Source organism: Profundibacter sp., assembly GCF_056498605.1.
In genome coordinates this window covers 69,052-90,710 of sequence record NZ_JBSMEZ010000101.1, presented here as the reverse complement: position 1 = coordinate 90,710, position 21,659 = coordinate 69,052, and the positions used below count along the sequence as shown (strand labels likewise).

Here is a 21,659-nt window from a genome sequence, read left to right as displayed (position 1 = left end):
CCATGTCAGATAAGTTCGACTATTTTGTTATGCTTGCGGAGAAGCGCACCGGATCAAATTTTCTATGTTCAAACCTGAACCAGTTTAAAGGGGTTACGGCACATGGCGAGGCGTTTAACCCGTATTTCATCGGGGACGGATATAAAACCGATCTGCATGGTGTTACGTTGGCCATGCGCGAGGCTGATCCAATTCGACTGATTGATGAAATGAAGGCGGCGCCAAATAATCTGGTCGGGTTCCGGTTTTTCTCAAGCCATGACATGCGGGCCTATGACCATTTTATGCCCGATAAACGGTGTGGCAAGATTATACTGACCCGTAATCCGCTGGAAAGTTACGTTTCGGAATTGATCGCATGGACGACGAACCAGTGGAAGCTGGGCAAAGGTGACAAGCGTGAAACAGCGCGTGTTCAGTTCAAGCTGGATGAGTTCAGAAAACATGTTGCCGAGTACCAGGATTTTCAGGTGAAAATCCTGAATGCGCTGCAATGTTCAGGCCAGACTGCTTTTTATCTGGCTTACGAGGATATCCAGAGCATCGATGTTCTGAACGGGATGGCCGAATTTCTAGGGGTCGAGAGCCGGATTGATGCGATTTCCACCAACCTAAGGCGTCAAAATCCCGGCACCCTGCGCGACAAGGTGATCAATTATGACGAGATGGTCGAGGCGCTGGCCGGAATGGATGTTTTCAATCTGACCCGCACCCCGAATTTTGAACCACGCCGCGGCCCCGTTGTGCCCAGCTATGTTGCGGCCGCAAACGCGTCGGTTATGTATCTCCCGATAAAGGGCGGGCTTGATGCGCAAATGCGCCTGTGGTTGGCGGGGCTGGATAAAGGTGGCGATCTGCAAGGCAATTTCAACCAAAAGACATTGCGTCAGTGGAAGCGGAAAAATACAGGCCACCGCAGTTTTACTGTAATCCGACATCCTGTGGTGCGGGCACATGCAGCCTTTTGCGAACATATTCTGGACACTGGAGCGGATGGATACCCCGAAATCCGCGAGAAACTGCGTAAAGAATATGATCTGCCTATTCCTGAGGGTGCGGTTGATGACACTTATGACCGGCGAGCGCACCGCGAGGCATTTCTGCGGTTTCTGGCGTTCCTGAAGGATAATTTGCGGGGTCAAACCAGCATTCGCATTGATGCCGTATGGGCAAGTCAGGCACAGGTTTTGCAAGGTTTCGGGCAGTTTGCATTGCCTGATATGGTGCTGCGAGAGGACCAGTTGGAAGAGGGTCTGGCGCAGATTTGTCAGCAGATAGGCGTGGATGCCATTGATTTGCCAGAGGCACCGTTCAGCCACCCGATTGCATTAAATAACATTTACGATGCTGACATTGAAGCCGCAACACGCGACATATATCAGCGCGATTATATGATGTTCGGGTATAAAGCGCTGGCTTAAAGCGCTTCGATTTATCATTGAAACACATTTAGCTGCGTTTCGCTAACGCTCAAACGCGAAATGTGTTGCTTTATGATTCAAAGTGAAGTCGAAGCGCTGTAGATCAGGCAGCTTTGGTTGTTTGGGTATCGGTCAACAATGCATGCAATGTTGCAGGGTCCGTATTGGCGCGCAGTTTGGTGCAGACGATGCTATCACGCATGGTTCTGGATACCAGCGCCAGCGCCTTTAAGTGCTCGACGCCGGAATCCAGCGGCGCAAACAGGGTAAACACCAAATCCACTGGCTGCCGATCTACAGAATCAAAATCCAGCGGCTTTTCAACCCTCAGGAATGCGCCAACAACCGAATCCAGTCCGGCAATGCGCGCATGCGGCAGGGCCACACCATGACCCACGCCAGTTGGCCCGAGGTTTTCACGATTTTGCAACGCTTCAACCGCAGTGCTGGCATCCAGATTGTATGCCGTGGCAACGATCTCTCCCAATTGCTGGAAGAGCCGTTTTTTGCTGGTTACCTGACCGATGGTGCGCACGGCCTCGGGTATAAGAATACTCGAAAGTTCCATTTACCTTCACTTCATTCCTGCCCTCATTCGATGGGCTTATGTGGCATTCTTTGGATCAACCCAGCCTATATTGCCGTCTTCACGGCGATAGACCACATTCACCCCACTGTGTCCTTCGTTACGAAAAACCATAATCGGTGCCCCTGCCAGCTCCATCTGCATCACGGCCTCGCCAACAGAAAGAGACGGTATTTTCGTCTCCATTTCGGCGATGATCATGGGTTGGAGTGTTTCGGGTTCCGATTCGTCTGTATGATCCGATCCGGCGAGGATATACGAGGATGCGCCAGAAAGTTCAACAGGTTGTGCGCGTTCGCGGTGGTGGTCCTTTAGGCGGCGCTTGTAACGGCGCAACTGTTTTTCCAGTTTGTCACTGCATTGATCAAAAGCGGCATAGATTTCATGGGTATGCGCCTTGGCCGAAGCTGTCAGGCCGGTCGAGAGGTGAATTGTTGCTTCGCAGACAAATTCATTGGCACTCTTTGAAAAAATAATCATCGCGTCCGTAGGGCGCTCCGCGTATTTTCCGACAACACCGTCTAGTTCGGTTTTAACGTGGGTTTGCAGGGCCTCACCTATATCAATCTGTTTTCCGCTGATCTGGTACTGCATCACATCTCCTTTGTATTAAAAAACAAACGTTCCCTTCTACAGTTGCGCAGAAAGAATTTCGCTTGGGTTATTGGTTCACGTATTTTTTGTGGCCCGGCGTTTTCTTGGGCGCTTGCTGTGCGGCCGTGATTTTCCGGCGCACGAACGATGATGGTGTATTCATACATCCACTCTATTTGGCGACAGAATGCGGTGCAATGTCAACTGCGGCAATGTGTAATAATTTACAATTACCTGCGAAGGTGAGCTTAGGATATCTTAAAATTATGGCCCAGATAAACGCGGCGCACGTTTTCATCTTTGATCACTTCTTCGGTAGTGCCGCTCATCAAAACAGTGCCATCATGCAGGATATAGGCCCGCTCAACGATTTCCAGCGTCTCGCGCACGTTGTGATCAGTGATCAGAACGCCGATTCCGCGATTCTTTAGATCAGCGACCAGTGTCCGAATTTCGCCAACAGCGATCGGGTCAACACCTGCAAAAGGTTCATCCAGCAGCAGATATTTAGGATTTGCAGCCAGACAGCGGGCAATTTCCACACGCCGCCTTTCGCCTCCGGATAGGGACAGGGCAGAGGCGCGACGCAGGTGTTCGACAGAAAAATCGCTCAGCAACTCTTCTAGCCGCTCGCGGCGCTTATGGCGGTCTTTCTCGGAAATTTCGAGGATCGATAGGATGTTATCCTCAACTGTCATCCCGCGAAAAATGGATACCTCTTGCGGTAAGTACCCGATGCCCAGCTTGGCACGGCGATACATCGGCAGCATGGTCACATCGCGCCCATCGATAATCACCTGCCCGCCTTCGGGCGTAATCAGGCCGGCAATGGCGTAAAAGCAGGTGGTTTTGCCTGATCCGTTTGGCCCCAGAAGCGCGACAACCTCGCCGCGTCCCAGATCAATGCTGACGTCGCGAATCACAGGGCGTTTGCGATAACTTTTGCGCAGATTGCGGATTTGCAAGCCGGCACTACCTTCGGAAACTGTTAAATCTGGGGTTTTGGCCATCGTTTAGTTGCCACCAGTCTGAAGAATGGTTTTCACGCGGCCATCCAGCGTAGCCTGTCCGGTTTTCAGGTTGACGGTCATGCGGTTTGACGAAAGCGCACTTTGCCCCTGGGTCAGGATTACGTTTCCGGTCATCACAATATTACCGTTGTCGATGGAATAAACCGCCTGATCGGCTTCGGCGGCCTCGGCTCCGTTTACCAGAACCACACCGCCAGATGCGTTCATTTTTGAAATCCGGCCAGCGCTGCCGCCTTGGGCATATACCACCACAACGCGGCTTGCCGATAGGCGCATTGTGCCTTGGCCGATCACAACGTTGCCGGTGAAAATGGCTGATCCATCAGCCTGATTGATCTGCAACTGGTCAGACGAAACCTCGACAGGTTGGGTCGTGTCGTGCTTTAGCCCGCCGAATGTAATTTGGGTGCCTTGGGCTGTGCCCATCGCAGGCGCTGCAACCAATGCCAGCGCGACCAATACCATGCGCAATTGAATAAACATCTTTTCCCCTCGAAATTCGGGCTAACTGCCTTTTGGATCGTATATCAGCTTCACCCCACCCTTGAAAACCAGAAGATGCGATCCATTTGGACCATTCTGGGTTTCAAGCATCATTTGGCCAGCATTTAGGGTTCCAAGCGGCCCTTCTGCGGTGATGGCCCCGTCAGTAAGCATGGATGTTTCATTCAGCGTTGCGGTTAGCCCCGCAGTGTCGATGATATAACCCGTCGAGGTCAGTATCTGCACCCCGCCCTGAAGGGTTACAAGTTGCTGATCAGTATTGATCACCCCATCACCTGAGGTAATATCGATACGTCCGCCCAAAGCATCCTCGATTACGGCAGTTAAATCCGTTGCCATAACGATTTCAGGGTTATCCGGTGAGGGGCGCGCAGATTTGGCGGTAATTGAAATGGCGGCCCCGTCTTCGGTCACACCGGCATAGTTTGGCGCCCCAATGCGCTGTTCACGCGCCAACCCTTCGACATCAACGTCGGCATAGGGAATAGATTGGGTCGGATCAATATTGCGGGAAAACAAAAACAGCGTCGACAGGATGCCCAAGGCCACGATTGGCAGGATTACCTTGGTCAGGGCAACAAAACGCGAATAGCTGTTGTCATACATTGTCATATCGGGATCGTGCCAGAATATATGCCACCGGCCAAGGGAATTGGCGCGGTGGTCAGCGGGGTTTTGCTTATGGGTAGTATCTAGGGTGCGAAAACCGGCGCATCAAGAGTGTGCGAAAATGTCGATCTCGGGCCAGCCCACAAGGTCCAGATTGGCCCGCATCGGCAGGAAATCGAAACAGGCTTGGGCAATTTCCATCCGGCCTTCGCGTTTCAGCCGAATATTTAGCGCGTCACGAAGGCGATGAAGATACAGAACGTCCGAGGCTGCGTATTCGATTTGCGCCTTGGTCAGTTCATCCGCACCCCAGTCGGAACTTTGCTGTTGTTTGGACACATCCACACCCAGCAATTCCTGCAGCAGGTTCTTTAACCCGTGGCGATCCGTGTAGGTGCGGATCAGGCGCGAGGCGATTTTGGTGCAATAAACCGGTGCTGTGACGGTGCCAAAGGCGTTCTGCATCGCGGCAATGTCAAAGCGCCCGAAATGGAACAGCTTCAACACATCAGGGTCGGCCAGCATGCGGCACAGGTTCGGCGCTGATGTCTGGCCCTTTTCGACCTGCACCAGATGCGCATTGCCATCACCGCCCGACATTTGCACAACGCACAAACGGTCGCGGTGCGGGTGCAATCCCATGGTTTCGCAATCAATCGCCACAACCGGGCCAAGGTCCAGATCATCCGGCAGGTCGTTTTTATATAGGTAATTCGCCACATCATATCCTTTTCGTTGCTGGGCTTTTACACAGAAATTTACGCGGCGGATAGGGCATAGAGGTGCGAAAAATCACCATAGGGTGCATAATCTGCTTGGCCACAGTGCCCAGATCGACCATCACAGGGGTATGAGCAATGAAGTGATCATCGTTATCCCCGCCCGACATGCGTCATCCCGTTATCCGGGCAAACCGCTTGCGCCGCTTGTGGGCGCGACAGGGGCGGCTAAATCCCTGATTGAACGCAGCTGGCTTGCAGCCAAACAAGTGGGCGGTGTGGTCGAGGTTTACATCGCCACCGATGACGCGCGCATTGCCAAGGCTGCTGAGGGGTTCAGAGCCAAGGTTCTGATGACATCCGAGAATTGCGCCAATGGCACAGAGCGCGTGGCGGACAGCCTGCGCAGTTTGGGCGAAGAGCCGGATATCGTCGTGAACCTGCAGGGCGACGCCCCGCTGACGCCGCCGTGGTTTTTAACGGCGCTGATCGACGAGATGCGTGCCAGCCCAGATGTTCAAATGGCAACGCCCGTATTGCGTTGTGACGGCCAAACCCTGACGAATTTTCGTGAGGATCGACGCAATGGTCGAGTCGGAGGCACAACGGCGGTGTTTGATGCAAACCGAGACGCGCTGTATTTTTCCAAAGAGGTAGTGCCGTTTACCGATGATGACTATGCATCAAATGCCGCAACGCCAGTGTTTCACCATGTGGGTGCCTATGCCTATCGGCCTGCGACGTTACGGGCGTATCAGGAATGGGGCGTTTGCGAGTTGGAGCAGTTGGAGGGGTTGGAGCAATTGCGGTTCCTTGCCCGTGGCATCAAAGTGCGCTGTGTCGAGGTTGAAGCTCGTGGCACAGTGTTTTGGGAATTGAACAATCCGGTCGATGTAGCGCGGATCGAGGCTGAGTTGAAGAAAAGGGGCGAGGAATGAAAACCGTTGATGTTGGGCAGGTGACATTCGCCAATGATGCGCCTTTTGTGCTGATCGCAGGGCCGTGCCAATTGGAAGGGCTGGATCATAGCCGCCAGATTGCCGAGAGCCTTGCCGCGACATGCGCTGACCTTGGCATCCCGTTTGTGTTCAAGGGCAGTTTCGATAAGGCCAATCGCACTAGTCTAGCAGGCAAGCGCGGCTTGGGTATCGATGAGGGTCTGACGATCCTTTCAAAAATCAGTGTCGAACTGGGCTGCCCCACCCTGACGGATGTGCATAATCTCGAGCAATGCGCGGTGGCTGCGGCGGCTGTAGACATCATCCAGATCCCTGCATTTTTATGCCGTCAGACCGACCTTCTGCTGGCGGCTGGCGAGACCGGGGCGGCGATTAACGTTAAAAAGGGCCAGTTTTTGGCGCCGAATGATATGGGCAATGTCGCCGATAAGGTGGCGAGCACTGGCAATGAACGCATTCTGCTGACGGACCGTGGCACATCATTTGGCTACAACATGCTGGTCAGCGATTTCCGCAGTCTGCCTATCATGGCAGAAACCGGCTATCCGGTGGTGTATGACGCGACGCACTCGGTGCAATTTCCCGGTGGGCAGGGCGGATCAAGCGGGGGCAAGCGCGAATATGTGCCGCCACTGGCGCGCGCGGCTGTTGCTGTCGGCTGTGCTTCGGTGTTCGTGGAAACACACCCCGACCCTGATAACGCGCCCAGCGATGGGCCGAACATGGTGCCGCTAGATCAGATGGCGGATATGCTGACTCGGTTGAAAGCGATAGACGAGTTGATGAAAAAGTAGGTTTTGGGATCCCTGATTGTTGGCCCAATCAGATTCCGCAAGCTGTTAAAAATACCACCCTGTATGTAAGGTAAGGTTAATGCGACATTGCGAAAAGGGTTGTGCGTATTATCCACAGATCAACAGTAACCATTTTGTCCCTCCCATCGCCTATACCCCCGATGCTCGGTATCCAGATATAGATATATTCTTCGTGGCCGGTGACTTCCGGTATATAGGGGATTGGTCTGCTTCGTCTGCCATTAATCGTAATAGGCTGCTGGACATGGTAGGTGCAGCGACAGTAAATAATGAAGTAATTCAATTACATACAAGATAATCATCTAATTACTAAACATTTAGTTTGACAGATCGCATTCCCTTGATGACTATCAATCCATCGGCGCGGGTCGATGAGATAAAAAGATTTTTCAATAACAGGGAGGAAATTAGATGTATAAATATCTGCTTTCCGCAGTCGCGGTAACAGCCGTCATTGCGGGGTCAAATGGCGCCTTTGCCGATCAGGCTGCAGCACAAAAATGGATTGATCAGGAATTCCAGCCATCATCGCTTAGCAAAGATGAACAGCTGGCCGAAATGGACTGGTTCATTGCGGCGGCAGCACCGTTTGCGGGAATGGAAATCAATGTCTTGTCCGAAGGCATTCCAACCCATTCTTACGAATCCGAAGTGCTGGCCAAGGCATTCGAGGAAATCACCGGCATCAAGGTAAACCACCAAATCCTGGGCGAAGGTGAAGTGGTGCAAGCTGTGCAGACTCAGATGCAAACCAACCGGAATCTTTATGATGGTTACGTGAATGACAGTGACTTAATTGGCACCCATTCACGCTTGCAGCTTGCCTATAACTTGACCGATCAGATGGCAGGCGACTGGGCGGGGACGACCAACCCCGGCCTTGATCTGGCCGATTTTATCGGCTCGCAGTTCACCACTGGTCCTGATGGTGACCTTTATCAACTGCCTGATCAGCAATTTGCCAACCTTTACTGGTTCCGCAAAGACTGGTTTGATCGCGAAGATCTGAAAACCGCGTTCAAGGCGAAATATGGTTATGATCTGGGAGTGCCGGTGAACTGGTCCGCCTATGAAGATATCGCCCAGTTTTTTTCCAATGACGTAAAGGAAATCGACGGCACAACCATTTATGGCCACATGGATTATGGCAAACGCGCGCCTGACCTCGGTTGGCGGATGACGGATGCGTGGCTATCCATGGCTGGTGCTGGATCCAAAGGCGAGCCAAACGGCATTCCAATTGATGAATGGGGCATTCGCATGGAAGCAGGGTCGTGTAATCCTGCTGGCGCATCCGTTTCACGCGGTGGTGCTGCCAACGGTCCGGCTGCGGTTTATGCTATCCGTAAATGGGACGAATGGCTGCGGGCCTACGCCCCACCTGGCGCGGCGTCGTTTGACTTTTACCAATCCTTGCCAGCCCTTTCGCAAGGCAATGTGGCCCAGCAAATCTTCTGGTATACGGCCTTTACTGCCGACATGGTGAAACCGCAATCCGAGGGCAACAACACGGTTGACGCTGACGGCACACCGCTGTGGCGTATGGCGCCTTCTCCGCATGGTCCCTATTGGGAAACTGGCCAAAAGGTCGGGTATCAGGACGTTGGGTCATGGACCTTCCTGAAATCTACTCCCACTGATCGTGCCCAAGCGGCGTGGCTTTATGCCCAGTTCGTTGTGTCCAAAACGGTTGATGTGAAAAAATCCCATGTTGGCCTGACCTTCATTCGGGACAGCACGATCAACCATGAAAGTTTCTCGGAACGGGCTGGTAAGCTGGGCGGATTGGTAGAATTCTACCGCTCACCGGATCGGGTTGCATGGTCGCCTACAGGTATTAACGTGCCTGATTATCCAAAGCTGGCGCAAATCTGGTGGCAGCAAATTGGCGATGTGAACTCGGGTGCGTTTACACCACAACAAGCGATGGACCGGTTGGCCGAGGAAATGGATATCACCATGGCCCGTATGCAGGCCGTGGATGAGGCTGCCAATGTTTATGGCGGCTGTGGTCCACGTCTGAACGAGGAAAAAAGCGCCGAGTTCTGGTTTGCTAATGGCGGGGCTAAACCGCCGCTTGAAAACGAGAAACCACAGGGCATCACGGTCAACTATGACGAGCTTGTTGCACGCTGGGCTGCCAACTAATTGCCTCCCTGAGGCTTGGTTCTTGCAAGTCAACTGTCCGGGGCCCCTCGTGGGGCCCCGGATGTAGATACCGAAAACAACCCGCCGCATTGAGGAAGATAAAATGACGCTTGAACTAAAAAGCATCACCAAACGTGTCGGCGCGATTACCCATATCAAAGAAACAACGCTGCGCCTTGAGCCGGGACATTTCAACGTCCTGCTTGGCGAAACCGGGGCTGGTAAAACCTCGTTGATCAAACTGATGGCGGGTCTGGATAAAATCAGCAGTGGTCAGATTTTCATGGACGGGCAGGACGTGACCCGCCTGACGACGCAAAAACGCAATATCAGTTTCGTGCACCAGTTTTTTGTGAACTACGCCCACATGACGGTTTTCGATAATATCGCCTCGCCGTTAAAGGTAGCGGGCATGGCCAAATCCGAAATTCAGGGACGGGTAGAAGAAGCCGCCGACATTTTGCAATTACGCCCGATGCTAAACCGTCGCCCGCATGAATTATCCGGCGGGCAACAGCAACGCACGGCACTGGCGCGTGCGATTGCCAAGGAAAGCAAGGCGGTGTTTCTGGACGAGCCACTGGCCAACCTTGATTACAAACTGCGCGAAGAATTGCGCGACCAGCTGCCGGAATTGTTTGCGGGCCGTGGTGCGGTGGTGGTTTATGCCACGTCCGAACCGGAAGAGGCCCTGCTGTTGGGCGGCTACACCGCGCTGATGAACGACGGGCATGTCACACAGTTTGGTCCAACCGCCGATATTTATCGCGCCCCGCATGATCTGGTTTCGGCCGCGGTATTTTCCGACCCACCGATCAATTCATCCATGATCAGCAAGGAGGGTGATCAGGCCATTTTGAACGACAAAACGCGCTGGCCGCTAACCGGCGATGCGCTGGGGTTACGGGATGGCGACTATACCGTTGCGGTTCGTCCGGTTCACGTTTCCCCATTGCGGCATCTGGATGATGCCGTTGCGCTGACGGGTAAGGTGCAGGTGACAGAGTTAAGTGGCTCCAACAGTTCGGCCCATTTTCAACTAGGGGCCAATAACTGGGTATCGCTTTCCCATGGCGTTCACCCCTACCGAATCGGTGAGGACCACACATTTTTCATGGACACATCCAAGTGTTTCTATTTCGCGCCCGACGGCAAGCGCGTGGCATAACGGGGGTAAGGCATGGCAAAAATCACACTTTCAAATCTGCGGCACAGCTATTACCCGAACCCGAAGGTGTCGGAGGATTACGCGTTAAAGGAAATTGATCTGACGTGGGAAGATGGCGGGGCGTATGCATTGCTGGGTCCATCTGGTTGCGGGAAAACAACGCTGTTGAATATCATTTCAGGGCTGCTGACACCGTCCGAGGGGCGCATCTTGTTTGATGATGTCGATGTCACCGACCTGCCGCCAGATCAGCGCAACATCGCGCAGGTTTTCCAGTTTCCGGTGATTTATGACACGATGACGGTTTTCGATAACCTTGCCTTTCCGCTGCGCAATCGTGGGATGGACGAGGCAAACGTAACCAAGCGAGTGAACGAGATCGCCGAGATGCTGGAGGTCGGTGATATGCTGAAGCTGCGCGCTGCTGGGCTGTTGCCGGACAACAAGCAAAAGATATCAATGGGTCGTGGGCTGGTGCGTGACGATGTGAATGTGGTGATGTTCGATGAACCGCTGACCGTCATTGATCCGCACCTGAAATGGAAGCTGCGTTCCAAATTGAAAGAACTGCACCAAAGGGTTCGCGCCACGATGATATATGTGACCCATGATCAGACCGAGGCAATGACATTTGCCGATCAGGTGGTGGTGATGCAGGACGGCGAGATCGTGCAGATCGGCACGCCGGTCGAGTTGTTTGACCGCCCGACCCATACGTTTGTCGGCCATTTTATCGGCTCTCCCGGGATGAATATTCTGCCTTGCGAGGTGCGAGAAGGGCAGGTGTTTTTCAACGGTCAGCATGTGCCATTGGAAGGGGCGATCAGCAGCGAGGGTGGCACTGCGGAAATCGGGGTTCGGCCTGAATATGTGAAAATTGATGTCGGCGGTATCAAAGCACAAATCACCAAAGTGGCTGATGTCGGGCATCATTATGTGGTCGAGGCTCGCGCGGGCGATACCAAGGTCAAAGCCATCGTCATTGGCAAGGCACCCGAACAGGGCGCGACAGTTACCCTTGGCTTTCAGCAAAACCAGACCCGCCTGTATCGGGATGGCTGGATTGCAAGTCAGGCTGCAGGAGCACGCGCATGAAGAAGCAATACCAAAAAGGCTGGCTGTTTGTGACCCCTGTATTGTTGTTGGTGGCATTCAATGCATTGATCCCGATGATGACGGTGGTGAATTATTCGGTTCAGGAAACCTTTGGTAACAACCTGTTTTTCTGGGAAGGCATGGGATGGTTTGAAAGCCTGCTGAACTCTGACAGGTTTCATGCCGCCCTTGGCCGCCAGTTCCTGTTCACCGGTCTTATTCTGGCAATCGAGGTTCCGCTGGGCATCATGATCGCGTTGGCCATGCCACGCGAAGGGTTCTGGGTATCGATCTGTCTGGTGCTAATGGCGCTACCCATGCTGATCCCGTGGAATGTGGTAGGCGCAATGTGGAACATTTTCACCCTGCCGGACATCGGTCTGTTGGGGTATCTGATGAACACGACCCTTGGCATTGAATATGACATGACCCAAAGCCCGTTTGCGGCGTGGGCGACGATTATTACCATGGATGTATGGCACTGGACGTCGCTGGTTGTGCTGCTCAGTTATGCCGGGTTGGTGTCGATTCCTGATGCCTATTATCAGGCGGCCAAAATTGATAGCGCCTCCAGCTGGGCGGTGTTCAGATATATTCAGCTGCCGAAAATGAAGCAGGTTCTGACCATCGCTATCCTGCTGCGGTTTATGGACAGTTTCAACATTTATACCGAGGTGTTCGTGTTAACCGGCGGTGGCCCGGGCAATTCCACCACGCTGCTGTCAATTGATCTGGTCAAGATCGCGCTGGGGCAGTTTGACCTTGGCCCTGCGGCGGCCATGTCACTGATATATTTCGCAATAACGCTTCTGGTTTCATGGCTGTTCTATACGCTGATGAACCAGCAAGACAGCAATTAGAAAGGAGGGAGCAAGATGAAAAAACGTAGCCTTATCCCGATATTATACATCCTGTTTCTGATGTTGCCGATCTATTGGCTGGTCTCGATGAGCTTCAAAACCACCGGCGAAATCCTGTCAGGATTTTCCCTGTTTCCTCAAAATTTTACGCTGGCCAATTACAAAGTGATTTTCACCGACCCGACATGGTACTGGGGTTACTTCAACTCGATCATTTATGTGACATTGAATACGATGATTTCGCTGACCGTGGCGCTGCCAGCCGCCTATGCCTTTTCCCGTTTCAGTTTCCTTGGCGACAAACAACTGTTCTTCTGGTTGCTGACAAACCGGATGGCACCGGCTGCGGTGTTTGCGCTGCCGTTTTTTCAGCTTTATTCCGCCGTGGGATTGTTCGACACGTATCTTGCTGTTGCCTTAGCGCATGCTCTGTTCAACATCCCGTTGGCGGTCTGGATTCTTGAGGGGTTCATGAGCGGTATTCCCAAAGAACTGGACGAAACCGCCTATGTTGACGGCTATTCCTTCCCGCGCTTTTTCACCACAATTTTCCTGCCGACAATAAAATCCGGCGTCGGGGTGGCTGCGTTTTTCTGTTTCATGTTCTCATGGGTGGAACTGTTGCTGGCCAAAACTCTGACGTCCGTTTCGGCCAAACCGATTGCCGCCACCATGACCAAAACCGCCTCCAGTGCCGGTTACGAACTGGGCCTGTTGGCTGCCGCTGGCACCCTGACCATTATCCCCGGTGCGATTGTGATTTATTTCGTGCGAAACAACATCGCCAAGGGCTTTGCCTTGGGGAGGGTGTAATGCTGGGTTGGATGGCATGGACATGGCCAACGGCGTTGGTGTTCATCGGAATTTTTTCGGCAATGGCGGTGCTGACCGTTATTGAAATTCGCCACCCGGGTGGGGGGGAACGCAAGGGAATTCTGGGCCTGACAACTACCCGCGGGGACCGGTTGTTCATCTCGTTTCTGGGCACAGCTTACATTTTTCTGGCATGGCTGGGGATCATGGGTGAGCCCCTGTGGTTTCCATTGGGATTCAGTATTTGCTGGGGGGTATTTTGTTTTTGGAAGGTCTAAGGGCACATATTTCGGGTGAAAAACCCCTTGGGAAAACTAACGCTTTCGTATTTAGTGGCTTGGGTGAGTGGTTTTACAGGCAAGGTTCCTAGGCAAGATGCGAATGAAAGACAAAAAAACTGAGTTTTTGACCGAGGTCGAACTGGAATTCATGACCCTGCTTTGGCAGCTAGAGCAAGGATCAGTGCGCGATGTGTTGGCCAAAATGTCTCCGACGCGCAACCTTGCCTATACATCAGCCGCCACGATTTTGCGGATACTCGAACAAAAAGGATTTGTCGCCAGTACCAAACAGGGCAAAATATTTATCTACAAACCCTTGCTGGAAAAAGATGCGTATCAATCGCGCTCGCTGAAAAAACTGTCGGAGAATCTGTTCGATAATACGCCGTCTATTCTGGTTGCGCGGCTTGTCGATGATTCAGACATGACAGAAGACGCGCTAGAGGAAATTCGGGCCTTGATTGAAAAGAGGTTGAAAAATGATACAAGCTAGCTCGATTTTTAATGCCTATATCAACATCAATATTCTTCTGGTGATTTCGTTTTCCCTTTGGCTGATCGTGCGGTTTATACTGAATCGATCCGGCATGAAATATGCCTACTCCACCCAATTGCGCCTGCTAAATTGCGTCTTTCTGGCGATATTGTTCAGCCCGCTTTTTGTATTAGGGTTCAATCTGGCTGGCCAATATGGCGCCATCCCTGCCGGATTTTCACTTAATCTGTCGGACTTTGTTTTGGCCCAATACCTGAATGGCAGCTTTGAAATGCAGGCCGTTGAATTTGAACAGGCCTTAAGGCTGCGTGATACCTTGCGTATCAGCCTGCTACAGCCAACGGGGTGGTTGGGTTTGATGGTTGCGGCGCTGATGGTTGCCGGATGTCTGGGGTTTTTTCTGCGGTGTGTTATCGCCGGATTTCAGCTGCGCAATATCATTGGTCGCAGTTATCCTTGGCGCCGCTTTGGCACCCTGCATCTGCGTCTGTCTGATACCACATCGGTGCCGTTTTCCGCCCGCAGCCTACGGAAACGTTACATAGTAATCCCGTCCGCAATGCTGTCACGCAGTGAAGATCTGAAAATTGCGCTTGCCCATGAACTCCAGCACTTTCGCCAGCGGGATGTAGAGTGGGAGATCGGGTTGGAATTGTTGAAATCAGTGTTTTTCTGGAACCCTGTTATTTATTTCTGGAAGCGCCAGATTGAACAATTGCGCGAATTGGCGTGCGATCAACAGGTTTTGCAACACAAACATATTTGTGTGCGGGCATATTGCGATTGTTTGCTGCGGGTTTGCCGTGACAGTTTGGCCAATCCCCCCCGCGACAGGATCGCGCTGCCCAGCGTTGCACTGGTTCAATGCGAGCGAAAAATAATCGGCGTCGACGGAGTCAGGTTATTGCAGCAAAGAATTGAAGTGCTGTGTAGGTCGCAAGGGGAAATCCAATCCAGTCGCCCGAAACGCTGGCTGATGGCAGTGCTGATCGGTTTGATCGCGATATCAACAATTGCGATACAGGATCAGAACGACTGGAGCCAAGACCGTTTGATGCTCAGCTCGATTGTTAATCTGGAACGTCTAGAAGCCCTGAACAAAGGGCTGTAGCATTTACCCCAAAATGTATGGGGACCGCCAATTTATTGCGGGGATTATGCAACGCCCTGCTGCAACAGCTGATGCACAGTGATCAACCCGACGGGTATGCCATCGTCTATGACAAAGGCCGCTGTGATTCGCTTTGTTTGCATCACATTTAACGCTCGCGCGCATAAACGGTCAGGGTCAATCGTCACGCCTCCTTTGGTCATCAAGCTAACGGCCTTGGCCTCGCCAATCACCGATTGCAAGGTGCCTTGCGCGTTGCTTTCCAGATAACGCCGGATGTCGCCATCCGTAATTACTCCGACAAGTGATCCATCGGGGTTCTGCATCCCGACAATGCCAAACCCTTTGGCGGAAATCTCGGAAATGACCTCGATCACCGGCGCGTCCAGTGTCACCAATGGTAATTCAGCGCCCTTGTGCATGATGTCGCGCACCGGCATCAGGGCTGATCCCAGTTTACCACCCGGATGAAAATTGCGGAAACTTTCCTCGGTGAAGCCGCGCATCCGCAGTAATGTCACCGCCAGCGCATCGCCCATTGCCAGTTGCAACAGGGTTGATGTGGTCGGGGCAAGGTTATGCGGGCAGGCCTCCTCGGATTTGGGCAGGACGAGGGGGAACTGCGCCTTGTTTGCCAATGTGCTGTTGGCGCACCCCGTGATGCCGATCATTGGCACATCAAACCGTAAGCCATAGGCGATGGTGTCCTCCAGTTCCTTGGTCTCGCCGGACCAAGACAGCAGCAGTAATACATCGTCGCTTTGGATCATGCCCAGATCGCCGTGGCTGGCCTCGGATGCATGCACAAAAAAGGCAGGCGTGCCGGTCGAGGCAAACGTCGCAGCCAGCTTGCGGGCGATATGGCCGCTTTTGCCGATACCCGACAGGATTAACCGCCCCTTCATATTGTAGATCAGTTCAGCGGCACCCGTGACGGCCCGCGCCAGTTCCGGCGTGGCGATGGCGGTTTGCATTTGCGCCAGACCGTTTTGAAAGCAAGTCAAAGCGTCAGTGACAGAGGATAGTGGATCAACAGTTTTTCTCATGGGGAACGGATAGCGGTTGTATCGTTACCTGTCTAGCACTTGAGGATAGAGAACCAAGTGGACAGAGGCATATCTATGGCGGCACCCATTTGTTGGGCGGATGGGTTCAGGGCAGATATAATACCGGTTTCCAAAGCCGAAGCAGCATCGCCAATACGGGCTGTATCGCAGGATACAGTAACGGCGGCAATGGTGCGGGCCTCTAATGCGGGTAGGCGTGTGACACCGATGTTATCCGCACCAAATCCCGCGTCGTTAAAGATGGCAACGCGCACGGGGGCTTTGATCGCACGGGACGGGTCGCCGCTAATCAGACCGCCGTGTGATCCGGTAATCACGATTTTGCCTGTGTCGTTGGCGTCAATCAGCGAGGCAGAATCGAGAAGTTCTGCAGTCAGGTCATCTGCACCGATAGTGACTGTTTGGCGGGCCTCGGCGTGGGGTTTTAGTGCCATGTGGGGTTGTGTCGCGTTTGCAAGCAATGCAACGGCATCAGTCGCGAGCATACCAACAGTGAGTCCCAAGCCTGTGGCAATTGGGTTAACTACGCTGATGATGCCCCGCTCAAACGTGTCGCGGGCTGATCCGATGTGGCAGCTGTTGCAGTCTACCCCCACCGCCGCCATGCCCACATCTGCCAGCGCCAACACCCCCGCAACACCGGCTTGATCCAGCCCGATGCCCGCATCATTGAACAACACCGCCTGCGCATTGGCGCCGGAAGCAACCGCCGCCGGATACATCCCGCCGTGCGACCCGCTGACCACGATTTTGCCAACAGTGGCATCCGTGGCGTCGGTGATGGAATCCAGTAATTCGATGGTCATGGTTCTTGACTCGTGCTTTGAATGAACTACACCATAACAGAACGTATCGTTCCGATAAACGGAATAATGGTGGGGCATGACGGAAATTGCAGCGATAACAGGATCGATAGCCCGTGCCGCCCGCATTATTGATGTGCTGACACTGGCGCCCAATGGGTTGGCATTGAACCAGATTGTCGAACGCAGCGAATTTTCCAAAACCACCGCATTTCGGGTTCTGGCCAATATGCAGGATGTCGGGTTTGTGTTTCAGGACCCTGAAAGCCGCCTCTATTTACTGGGCCACAAACTGGCGCAAATTTCCCAAACCGCAGCCCGAAGTAATATCGCAGGCATGGCGCAGCGCGGCATGGTGCGGTTGGCCGCAATGTCTGAAGATACGGTTTTCCTATCGATTCCCGAAGGTGCTGCCGCGATTTGCGTGGCGCGGGCGACGGGGGCCTATCCAATTCGCACGCTGACCCTGAATATTGGCGATAGACGCCCAATGGGGGTTGGGGCGGGCGCGTTGGCATTGTTTTGCGCGTTGGGTGATGAAAAACGCGCCGCGATCCTTGCCGCCAATCGGGGCTGGATGGCTGAATATGGCATCATGGATGCGGATGTTTTGGCGGGGTTTAGCGCCTATCAGGATACGGGTTATGCCGCCAATATCGGACGAATCGTCGCCGGAACCAGTGCGGTTTCGGTGCCGGTTATCACTGCAACCAATCGCGTCGTCGGGGCGTTGGCAATCGGCGCGGTTGATGCCCGCATGACCTTTGAGCGGATCACCGGAACACTCATGCCTGCCCTGTTGCGGGAAGCGGCGCTATTGGCACGACGGATGGATGAAATGGAGCAATGATAGAGATGACAACATCAGATCATAACACCAAACGTGCCCGCGAATTGCTGGCCATGATGGAGCGGATCCGTGCGTTTGAGGAACAAGCCTGTCTGGCGGCCGAGCGTGACAAACTGGTGTTGGGCGCGATCCACCCGTCCATTGGCCAAGAGGGCGTGGCCGCAGGTGTGATGTGCAATTTTAATCGTGATGACATCCTGCTATCGACGCACCGCGGACATGGGCATACCTTGGCCAAAGGCGCTGACGGGCTGGCGATGATGCGCGAATTGCTGGGCCGCGAGGGCGGCTGTTGCGGCGGCAAAGGCGGCTCGATGCATATTGCGGACTTCAGCGTCGGCATGTTGGGGGCCAACGGCGTGGTCGGGGCCAACATCACCATCGCGGCAGGGGCCGCGCATGCGTTCAAACTACAGGGCAGCAAACGGATCGTTGTCGATATTTTCGGCGATGGTGCGATCAATCGCGGCCCGTTTCTGGAAGGGCTGAACTGGGCCTCGGTGTTTGATCTGCCGATCCTGTTTGTCTGCGAGGATAACCAGTATTCGGCGACCACAAAAACATCATCGGTCACAGGTGGCGGGGGTGCTGCGGTGCGGGCCGAAGCGCTGGGCCTGCGGGCCACCACGGTGGATGGCAATGATGTCGAAGCCGTGGCCAATGTCACCGCAGACATTACCGCCCGCATCCGTGCCGGAGGTGGGCCGGAAATGCTGCATGCGATCACGTATCGGCGCACGGGGCACACCAGTTTTGATCCGGCGGGATACCGTCCCGAAGGCGAAGCGGCGCGCATGGAAACGATAAGCGATCCGATTACCCGCCAGCGCGGCGTGCTGGAAACCATGGGGGTCAGCGGCGCGGAACTGGATGAAATTCACGCCGACGCACAAACCGAAATGGTGCAAGTGTTGGCCGATGCAGCCGCCACTCCATTCCCCAATGACAACATGGCGCTTGAGGATGTTCAGGACATCGGTAGCCCAGCCGTGGAGGCTTACTGATGGTTAAAATGACCTATGTAGAGGCCAGCCGTGAAGCTGTGCGCGAGATGATGCACGCGGATGAAACTGTCTGGTGCGTGGGCGAGGATCTAGGCCGCGGTTCGGTGTTTGGTCAATATCTGGGCCTGCAAGAAGAGTTCGGCAAGGACCGCATCGCGGACACGCCGATCTCCGAGGCGGCGATCATGGGGGCTGCATTTGGTGCGGCGATGGTCGGCACTCGGCCCATCGTTGAAATGCGGTTTTCCGATTTTGCGCTGTGTGCCACGGACGAGTTGGTCAACCAGATCGCCAAGGCCCGTTTCATGTTTGGTGGCCAGTCCCGCACACCGATGGTGATCAGAAAACCGATCGGGCTGTGGCGTTCTTCGGCCGCGCAACACTCGCAATCGCTCGAGAGCTGGTATGTGCACATCCCCGGTTTGGTGGTGGTTTGCCCCGCCACGCCGCAGGACAATTATTCGATGATGAAAGCGGCGATCAAATGTGATGATCCGGTGATCTATCTGGAACATAAAAACATCTGGGGCATGGAGGGTGAGGTGGATACCTCGCTTGAAATCACCCTTGGCGAAGCGGCCATTCGGCGCGAGGGCAAGGATGTAACGATTGTTAGCTGGTCGGACACGGCGAACCTTTGCGTGCACGCCGCCGAAGCATTGGCTGAGCAAGGCTTGGACGTCGAGGTGATAGACCTGCGTAGCCTGTGGCCGTGGGATAAAAAAGCGGTAATTGCCTCGGTGCGCAAAACGGGCCGCTTGGTTGTGGCGCACGAATCAGTGGCCGTTGGCGGCTTTGGGGCCGAGGTGGTTGCTACTGTGGTCGAGCAGGCAGGCGATGCCTTGCGAGGACCGGTCCGCCGTTTGGGTGCGCCGCGGTCCTTGGTCGCTTATGCACCAAATTTGGAAGACAAAATGCGTGTGACAGAGGCGATGATCGTCATCGCAGCACAGGAGACAATGGGAAAATGATGATGGATGAAATGACGGGTGGTGAAGCCATCGCACGGATGTTGCTAGCCCATAATGCGGGGCCGATGTTTGGTATGGGTGGGTTTCAATTGCTGCCGTTTTATGATGCGGCGCGACGGCTGGGGCTAAACCACAATCTGATTAACGACGAGCGCTGCGCGGTGTTTGCCGCCGACGCCTATGCCAAGGTGTCCAACCGCGTCGGGCTGGTTGATGCCACGCTTGGGCCCGGTGCCACGAACCTAGTCACCGGATTGGTCGAGGCTCTGAATGCCGGTTCGCCTATCGTTGCGATCATTGGTGATGCGAACCGCGATCACGCGGGCAAAAACATGACACAGGAAACCGATCAAGTGGCCATCCTGCGCCCCGCCTGCAAAGAATTGCTGCGGGTTGAATCAGTGGCGCGGATACCGGAACTGATCCGCCGCGCCTTTATGCTGGCCACATCTGGCCGCCCGGGTCCGGTGGTGGTTTCGGTGCCCGAGGATGTAGCGCACGGGGTGTATGAATTTATAGAAAGTGATTTTGCGGCCGATCCTGCGCATTGCCAAACCCCCGCAATCCGCTGTCGCCCCGATGCTGATGGTGTGGTTGAGGCCGCCAAAATGTTAACCGATGCCAAACGCCCGATGTTGTTGGTTGGCGGTGGTGTTCATCTGTCGGGTGCGCAAGAAATGGTAACTAACCTGGCCCAATCCTGCGGAATCCCTGTCGCCCACACCTTGACGGGCAAAGGCTCTATTGCCTGCAATGACCCGCTTAGCGCGGGGTTGTTCGGGCGTTATGACCGGATTGCCAACGAGCTGATCGAGAAAAGTGATTGCCTGTTGGTGGTTGGTTGCAAACTGGGTGAAATCGCCACCAAACGGTATTCAATTCCGGCAGTGGGTGCACGGGTGATCCATCTGGATTCCGTGGCCGAGGAAATGGGCCGGACCTATCAGCCAACCTTGCGCCTGTGGGGTGATGCCAAGGCGGGACTTGAGGACATTTCAGCGGCATTGAATGGAAATGCGGCGCAGCAAAAAGCCGGTCGCGCGGATTATCTGGCGGAAATTCCAAAGGCGATGGAGGCGTGGCGCAAGGATGTTTCAGAACGGCTTTATTCCGATGAATCCCCCGTTCACATGGCCCGTCTGATCACTCAAATCAACAAAGCCCTGCCTGATGATGGCTACCTGATTGCCGATGGCGGCTTTGCCGCGCATTGGGGTGGCTTGCTGTTTGATACCAAAAAGGCAATGCGTAACTTTGTGCCGGACCGTGGCTTTGCCTCTATCGGATATGGCCTGCCTGGCGCGATGGGCGCACAACTAGCCGCACCCGATGCTGTGGTGGTTGGCCTGACAGGGGATGGTGGTTTTAACATGGTTCTGGGTGAGCTGGAAACAGCGCGGCGGATGAATTTGGGTGTCACCATCATCGTGGTGAACAATGCTGCCTCGGGCTATGTGAAGGCGTTGCAACACCTGATGTATGGCGAGGGAAATTACCAATCTTCGGACCTGTCGGAAACCAATTATGCCAATGTAGCCGAGGCGATGGGGTGCAACGGGATCAGGGTGGAAACCCCCGATGATTTGGCCCCCGCACTAACCAAAGCTTTTGCCCAAACTAGCTGCCCTACAGTGATTGACGTGATGATCACCCGTGATCCGGCGCGGATGCTGCCTGCGGTTGATAACCGGACGGTCAAAATCAAAAAAGGTGACCGCGTCGCCTAAACTACTAGCCAAACTGGTGGGCGGTGG

Annotated in this window: 23 protein-coding genes; 15 read left to right on the top strand and 8 right to left on the bottom strand. The window is 54.1% G+C overall.

Annotation, left to right across the window (positions count from 1 at the left end; translation table 11 throughout):
- The first annotated feature begins 2 nt into the window (after positions 1 to 2).
- A complete protein-coding gene (locus ACWB12_RS10695) occupies positions 3 to 1,421 on the top strand; it encodes a sulfotransferase family 2 domain-containing protein (protein ID WP_479530070.1) in 1,419 nt (472 codons plus the stop codon).
- A gap of 103 nt (positions 1,422 to 1,524) precedes the next feature.
- On the opposite strand, the gene ACWB12_RS10690 is transcribed toward ACWB12_RS10695, so the two are convergent.
- The 6 genes from ACWB12_RS10690 to ACWB12_RS10665 form a co-directional block, all read right to left on the bottom strand.
- Positions 1,525 to 1,989 (bottom strand): PTS sugar transporter subunit IIA, encoded by a 465-nt coding sequence (locus ACWB12_RS10690; protein ID WP_479530069.1) that lies wholly within the window; start codon positions 1,987 to 1,989, stop codon positions 1,525 to 1,527.
- A 36-nt stretch (positions 1,990 to 2,025) separates the two neighbouring features.
- On the bottom strand, positions 2,026 to 2,601 hold the full coding sequence (gene hpf / locus ACWB12_RS10685) for a ribosome hibernation-promoting factor, HPF/YfiA family (RefSeq protein ID WP_479530068.1): 576 nt from the start codon (positions 2,599 to 2,601) through the stop codon (positions 2,026 to 2,028).
- A gap of 248 nt (positions 2,602 to 2,849) precedes the next feature.
- Positions 2,850 to 3,611, bottom strand: coding sequence for an LPS export ABC transporter ATP-binding protein (gene lptB, locus ACWB12_RS10680; RefSeq protein ID WP_479530067.1), 762 nt, complete (start codon positions 3,609 to 3,611; stop codon positions 2,850 to 2,852).
- 3 nt (positions 3,612 to 3,614) lie between these two features.
- Complete coding sequence (gene lptA, locus ACWB12_RS10675; protein ID WP_479530066.1) at positions 3,615 to 4,115, bottom strand: lipopolysaccharide transport periplasmic protein LptA; 501 nt, start codon at positions 4,113 to 4,115, stop codon at positions 3,615 to 3,617.
- A 21-nt stretch (positions 4,116 to 4,136) separates the two neighbouring features.
- Complete coding sequence (lptC, locus tag ACWB12_RS10670) at positions 4,137 to 4,748, bottom strand: LPS export ABC transporter periplasmic protein LptC (RefSeq protein WP_479530065.1); 612 nt, start codon at positions 4,746 to 4,748, stop codon at positions 4,137 to 4,139.
- Positions 4,749 to 4,850: 102 nt separating this feature from the next.
- Entirely contained in the window at positions 4,851 to 5,465 is a 615-nt protein-coding gene (locus ACWB12_RS10665; protein ID WP_479530064.1) for a ribonuclease D, read from the bottom strand.
- Positions 5,466 to 5,595: 130 nt separating this feature from the next.
- Between ACWB12_RS10665 and ACWB12_RS10660 the strand changes: the two genes are divergently transcribed.
- The 10 genes from ACWB12_RS10660 (at position 5,596) to ACWB12_RS10615 (ending at position 15,210) form a co-directional block, all read left to right on the top strand.
- The gene (locus ACWB12_RS10660) at positions 5,596 to 6,402 is read left to right on the top strand and encodes a 3-deoxy-manno-octulosonate cytidylyltransferase (protein ID WP_479530063.1); all 807 of its coding nucleotides are present in this window, start codon (positions 5,596 to 5,598) and stop codon (positions 6,400 to 6,402) included.
- Positions 6,399 to 7,217: a 3-deoxy-8-phosphooctulonate synthase gene (gene kdsA / locus ACWB12_RS10655; RefSeq protein WP_479530062.1), complete on the top strand. Its 819-nt coding sequence runs from the start codon at positions 6,399 to 6,401 to the stop codon at positions 7,215 to 7,217. Before ACWB12_RS10660 ends, kdsA begins: the two co-directional genes overlap by 4 nt.
- Positions 7,218 to 7,649: 432 nt before the next feature.
- Positions 7,650 to 9,386 carry an ABC transporter substrate-binding protein gene (locus ACWB12_RS10650; RefSeq protein WP_479530061.1) on the top strand — a complete coding sequence of 579 codons (1,737 nt, stop codon included), beginning with the start codon at positions 7,650 to 7,652 and terminating at the stop codon, positions 9,384 to 9,386.
- Between the two features lie 103 nt (positions 9,387 to 9,489).
- A complete protein-coding gene (locus ACWB12_RS10645; RefSeq protein WP_479530060.1) occupies positions 9,490 to 10,554 on the top strand; it encodes an ABC transporter ATP-binding protein in 1,065 nt (354 codons plus the stop codon).
- Positions 10,555 to 10,566: 12 nt separating this feature from the next.
- Entirely contained in the window at positions 10,567 to 11,649 is a 1,083-nt protein-coding gene (locus ACWB12_RS10640) for an ABC transporter ATP-binding protein (RefSeq protein WP_479530059.1), read from the top strand.
- Positions 11,646 to 12,509 carry a carbohydrate ABC transporter permease gene (locus ACWB12_RS10635; protein WP_479530058.1) on the top strand — a complete coding sequence of 288 codons (864 nt, stop codon included), beginning with the start codon at positions 11,646 to 11,648 and terminating at the stop codon, positions 12,507 to 12,509. The genes ACWB12_RS10640 and ACWB12_RS10635 overlap by 4 nt, the downstream gene beginning before the upstream one ends.
- Before the next feature lie 15 nt (positions 12,510 to 12,524).
- Entirely contained in the window at positions 12,525 to 13,322 is a 798-nt protein-coding gene (locus ACWB12_RS10630; RefSeq protein ID WP_479530057.1) for a carbohydrate ABC transporter permease, read from the top strand.
- On the top strand, positions 13,322 to 13,600 hold the full coding sequence (locus tag ACWB12_RS10625; RefSeq protein WP_479530056.1) for a DUF2160 domain-containing protein: 279 nt from the start codon (positions 13,322 to 13,324) through the stop codon (positions 13,598 to 13,600). The genes ACWB12_RS10630 and ACWB12_RS10625 overlap by 1 nt, the downstream gene beginning before the upstream one ends.
- 97 nt (positions 13,601 to 13,697) lie before the next feature.
- Complete coding sequence (locus ACWB12_RS10620; RefSeq protein WP_479530055.1) at positions 13,698 to 14,096, top strand: BlaI/MecI/CopY family transcriptional regulator; 399 nt, start codon at positions 13,698 to 13,700, stop codon at positions 14,094 to 14,096.
- Positions 14,083 to 15,210 (top strand): M56 family metallopeptidase, encoded by a 1,128-nt coding sequence (locus ACWB12_RS10615; protein WP_479530054.1) that lies wholly within the window; start codon positions 14,083 to 14,085, stop codon positions 15,208 to 15,210. Before ACWB12_RS10620 ends, ACWB12_RS10615 begins: the two co-directional genes overlap by 14 nt.
- A gap of 44 nt (positions 15,211 to 15,254) precedes the next feature.
- Here the strand turns inward: ACWB12_RS10615 and ACWB12_RS10610 are convergent, their stop codons facing one another.
- Together ACWB12_RS10610 and ACWB12_RS10605 are read right to left on the bottom strand one after the other, a co-directional pair.
- On the bottom strand, positions 15,255 to 16,256 hold the full coding sequence (locus ACWB12_RS10610; RefSeq protein WP_479530053.1) for a KpsF/GutQ family sugar-phosphate isomerase: 1,002 nt from the start codon (positions 16,254 to 16,256) through the stop codon (positions 15,255 to 15,257).
- 32 nt (positions 16,257 to 16,288) lie between these two features.
- The gene (locus tag ACWB12_RS10605; RefSeq protein WP_479530052.1) at positions 16,289 to 17,083 is read right to left on the bottom strand and encodes a hypothetical protein; all 795 of its coding nucleotides are present in this window, start codon (positions 17,081 to 17,083) and stop codon (positions 16,289 to 16,291) included.
- A gap of 76 nt (positions 17,084 to 17,159) precedes the next feature.
- On the opposite strand from ACWB12_RS10605, the gene ACWB12_RS10600 reads away from it, so the two are divergent.
- The 4 genes from ACWB12_RS10600 to ACWB12_RS10585 are packed head-to-tail and all read left to right on the top strand — an operon-like array spanning position 17,160 to position 21,632.
- The gene (locus tag ACWB12_RS10600; RefSeq protein ID WP_479530051.1) at positions 17,160 to 17,930 is read left to right on the top strand and encodes an IclR family transcriptional regulator; all 771 of its coding nucleotides are present in this window, start codon (positions 17,160 to 17,162) and stop codon (positions 17,928 to 17,930) included.
- 5 nt (positions 17,931 to 17,935) lie between these two features.
- Positions 17,936 to 18,934, top strand: coding sequence for a thiamine pyrophosphate-dependent dehydrogenase E1 component subunit alpha (locus ACWB12_RS10595; RefSeq protein WP_479530050.1), 999 nt, complete (start codon positions 17,936 to 17,938; stop codon positions 18,932 to 18,934).
- A complete protein-coding gene (locus tag ACWB12_RS10590; protein WP_479530049.1) occupies positions 18,934 to 19,905 on the top strand; it encodes an alpha-ketoacid dehydrogenase subunit beta in 972 nt (323 codons plus the stop codon). Before ACWB12_RS10595 ends, ACWB12_RS10590 begins: the two co-directional genes overlap by 1 nt.
- Positions 19,902 to 21,632, top strand: coding sequence for a thiamine pyrophosphate-binding protein (locus ACWB12_RS10585; protein WP_479530048.1), 1,731 nt, complete (start codon positions 19,902 to 19,904; stop codon positions 21,630 to 21,632). Before ACWB12_RS10590 ends, ACWB12_RS10585 begins: the two co-directional genes overlap by 4 nt.
- Positions 21,633 to 21,659 lie beyond the last annotated feature (27 nt).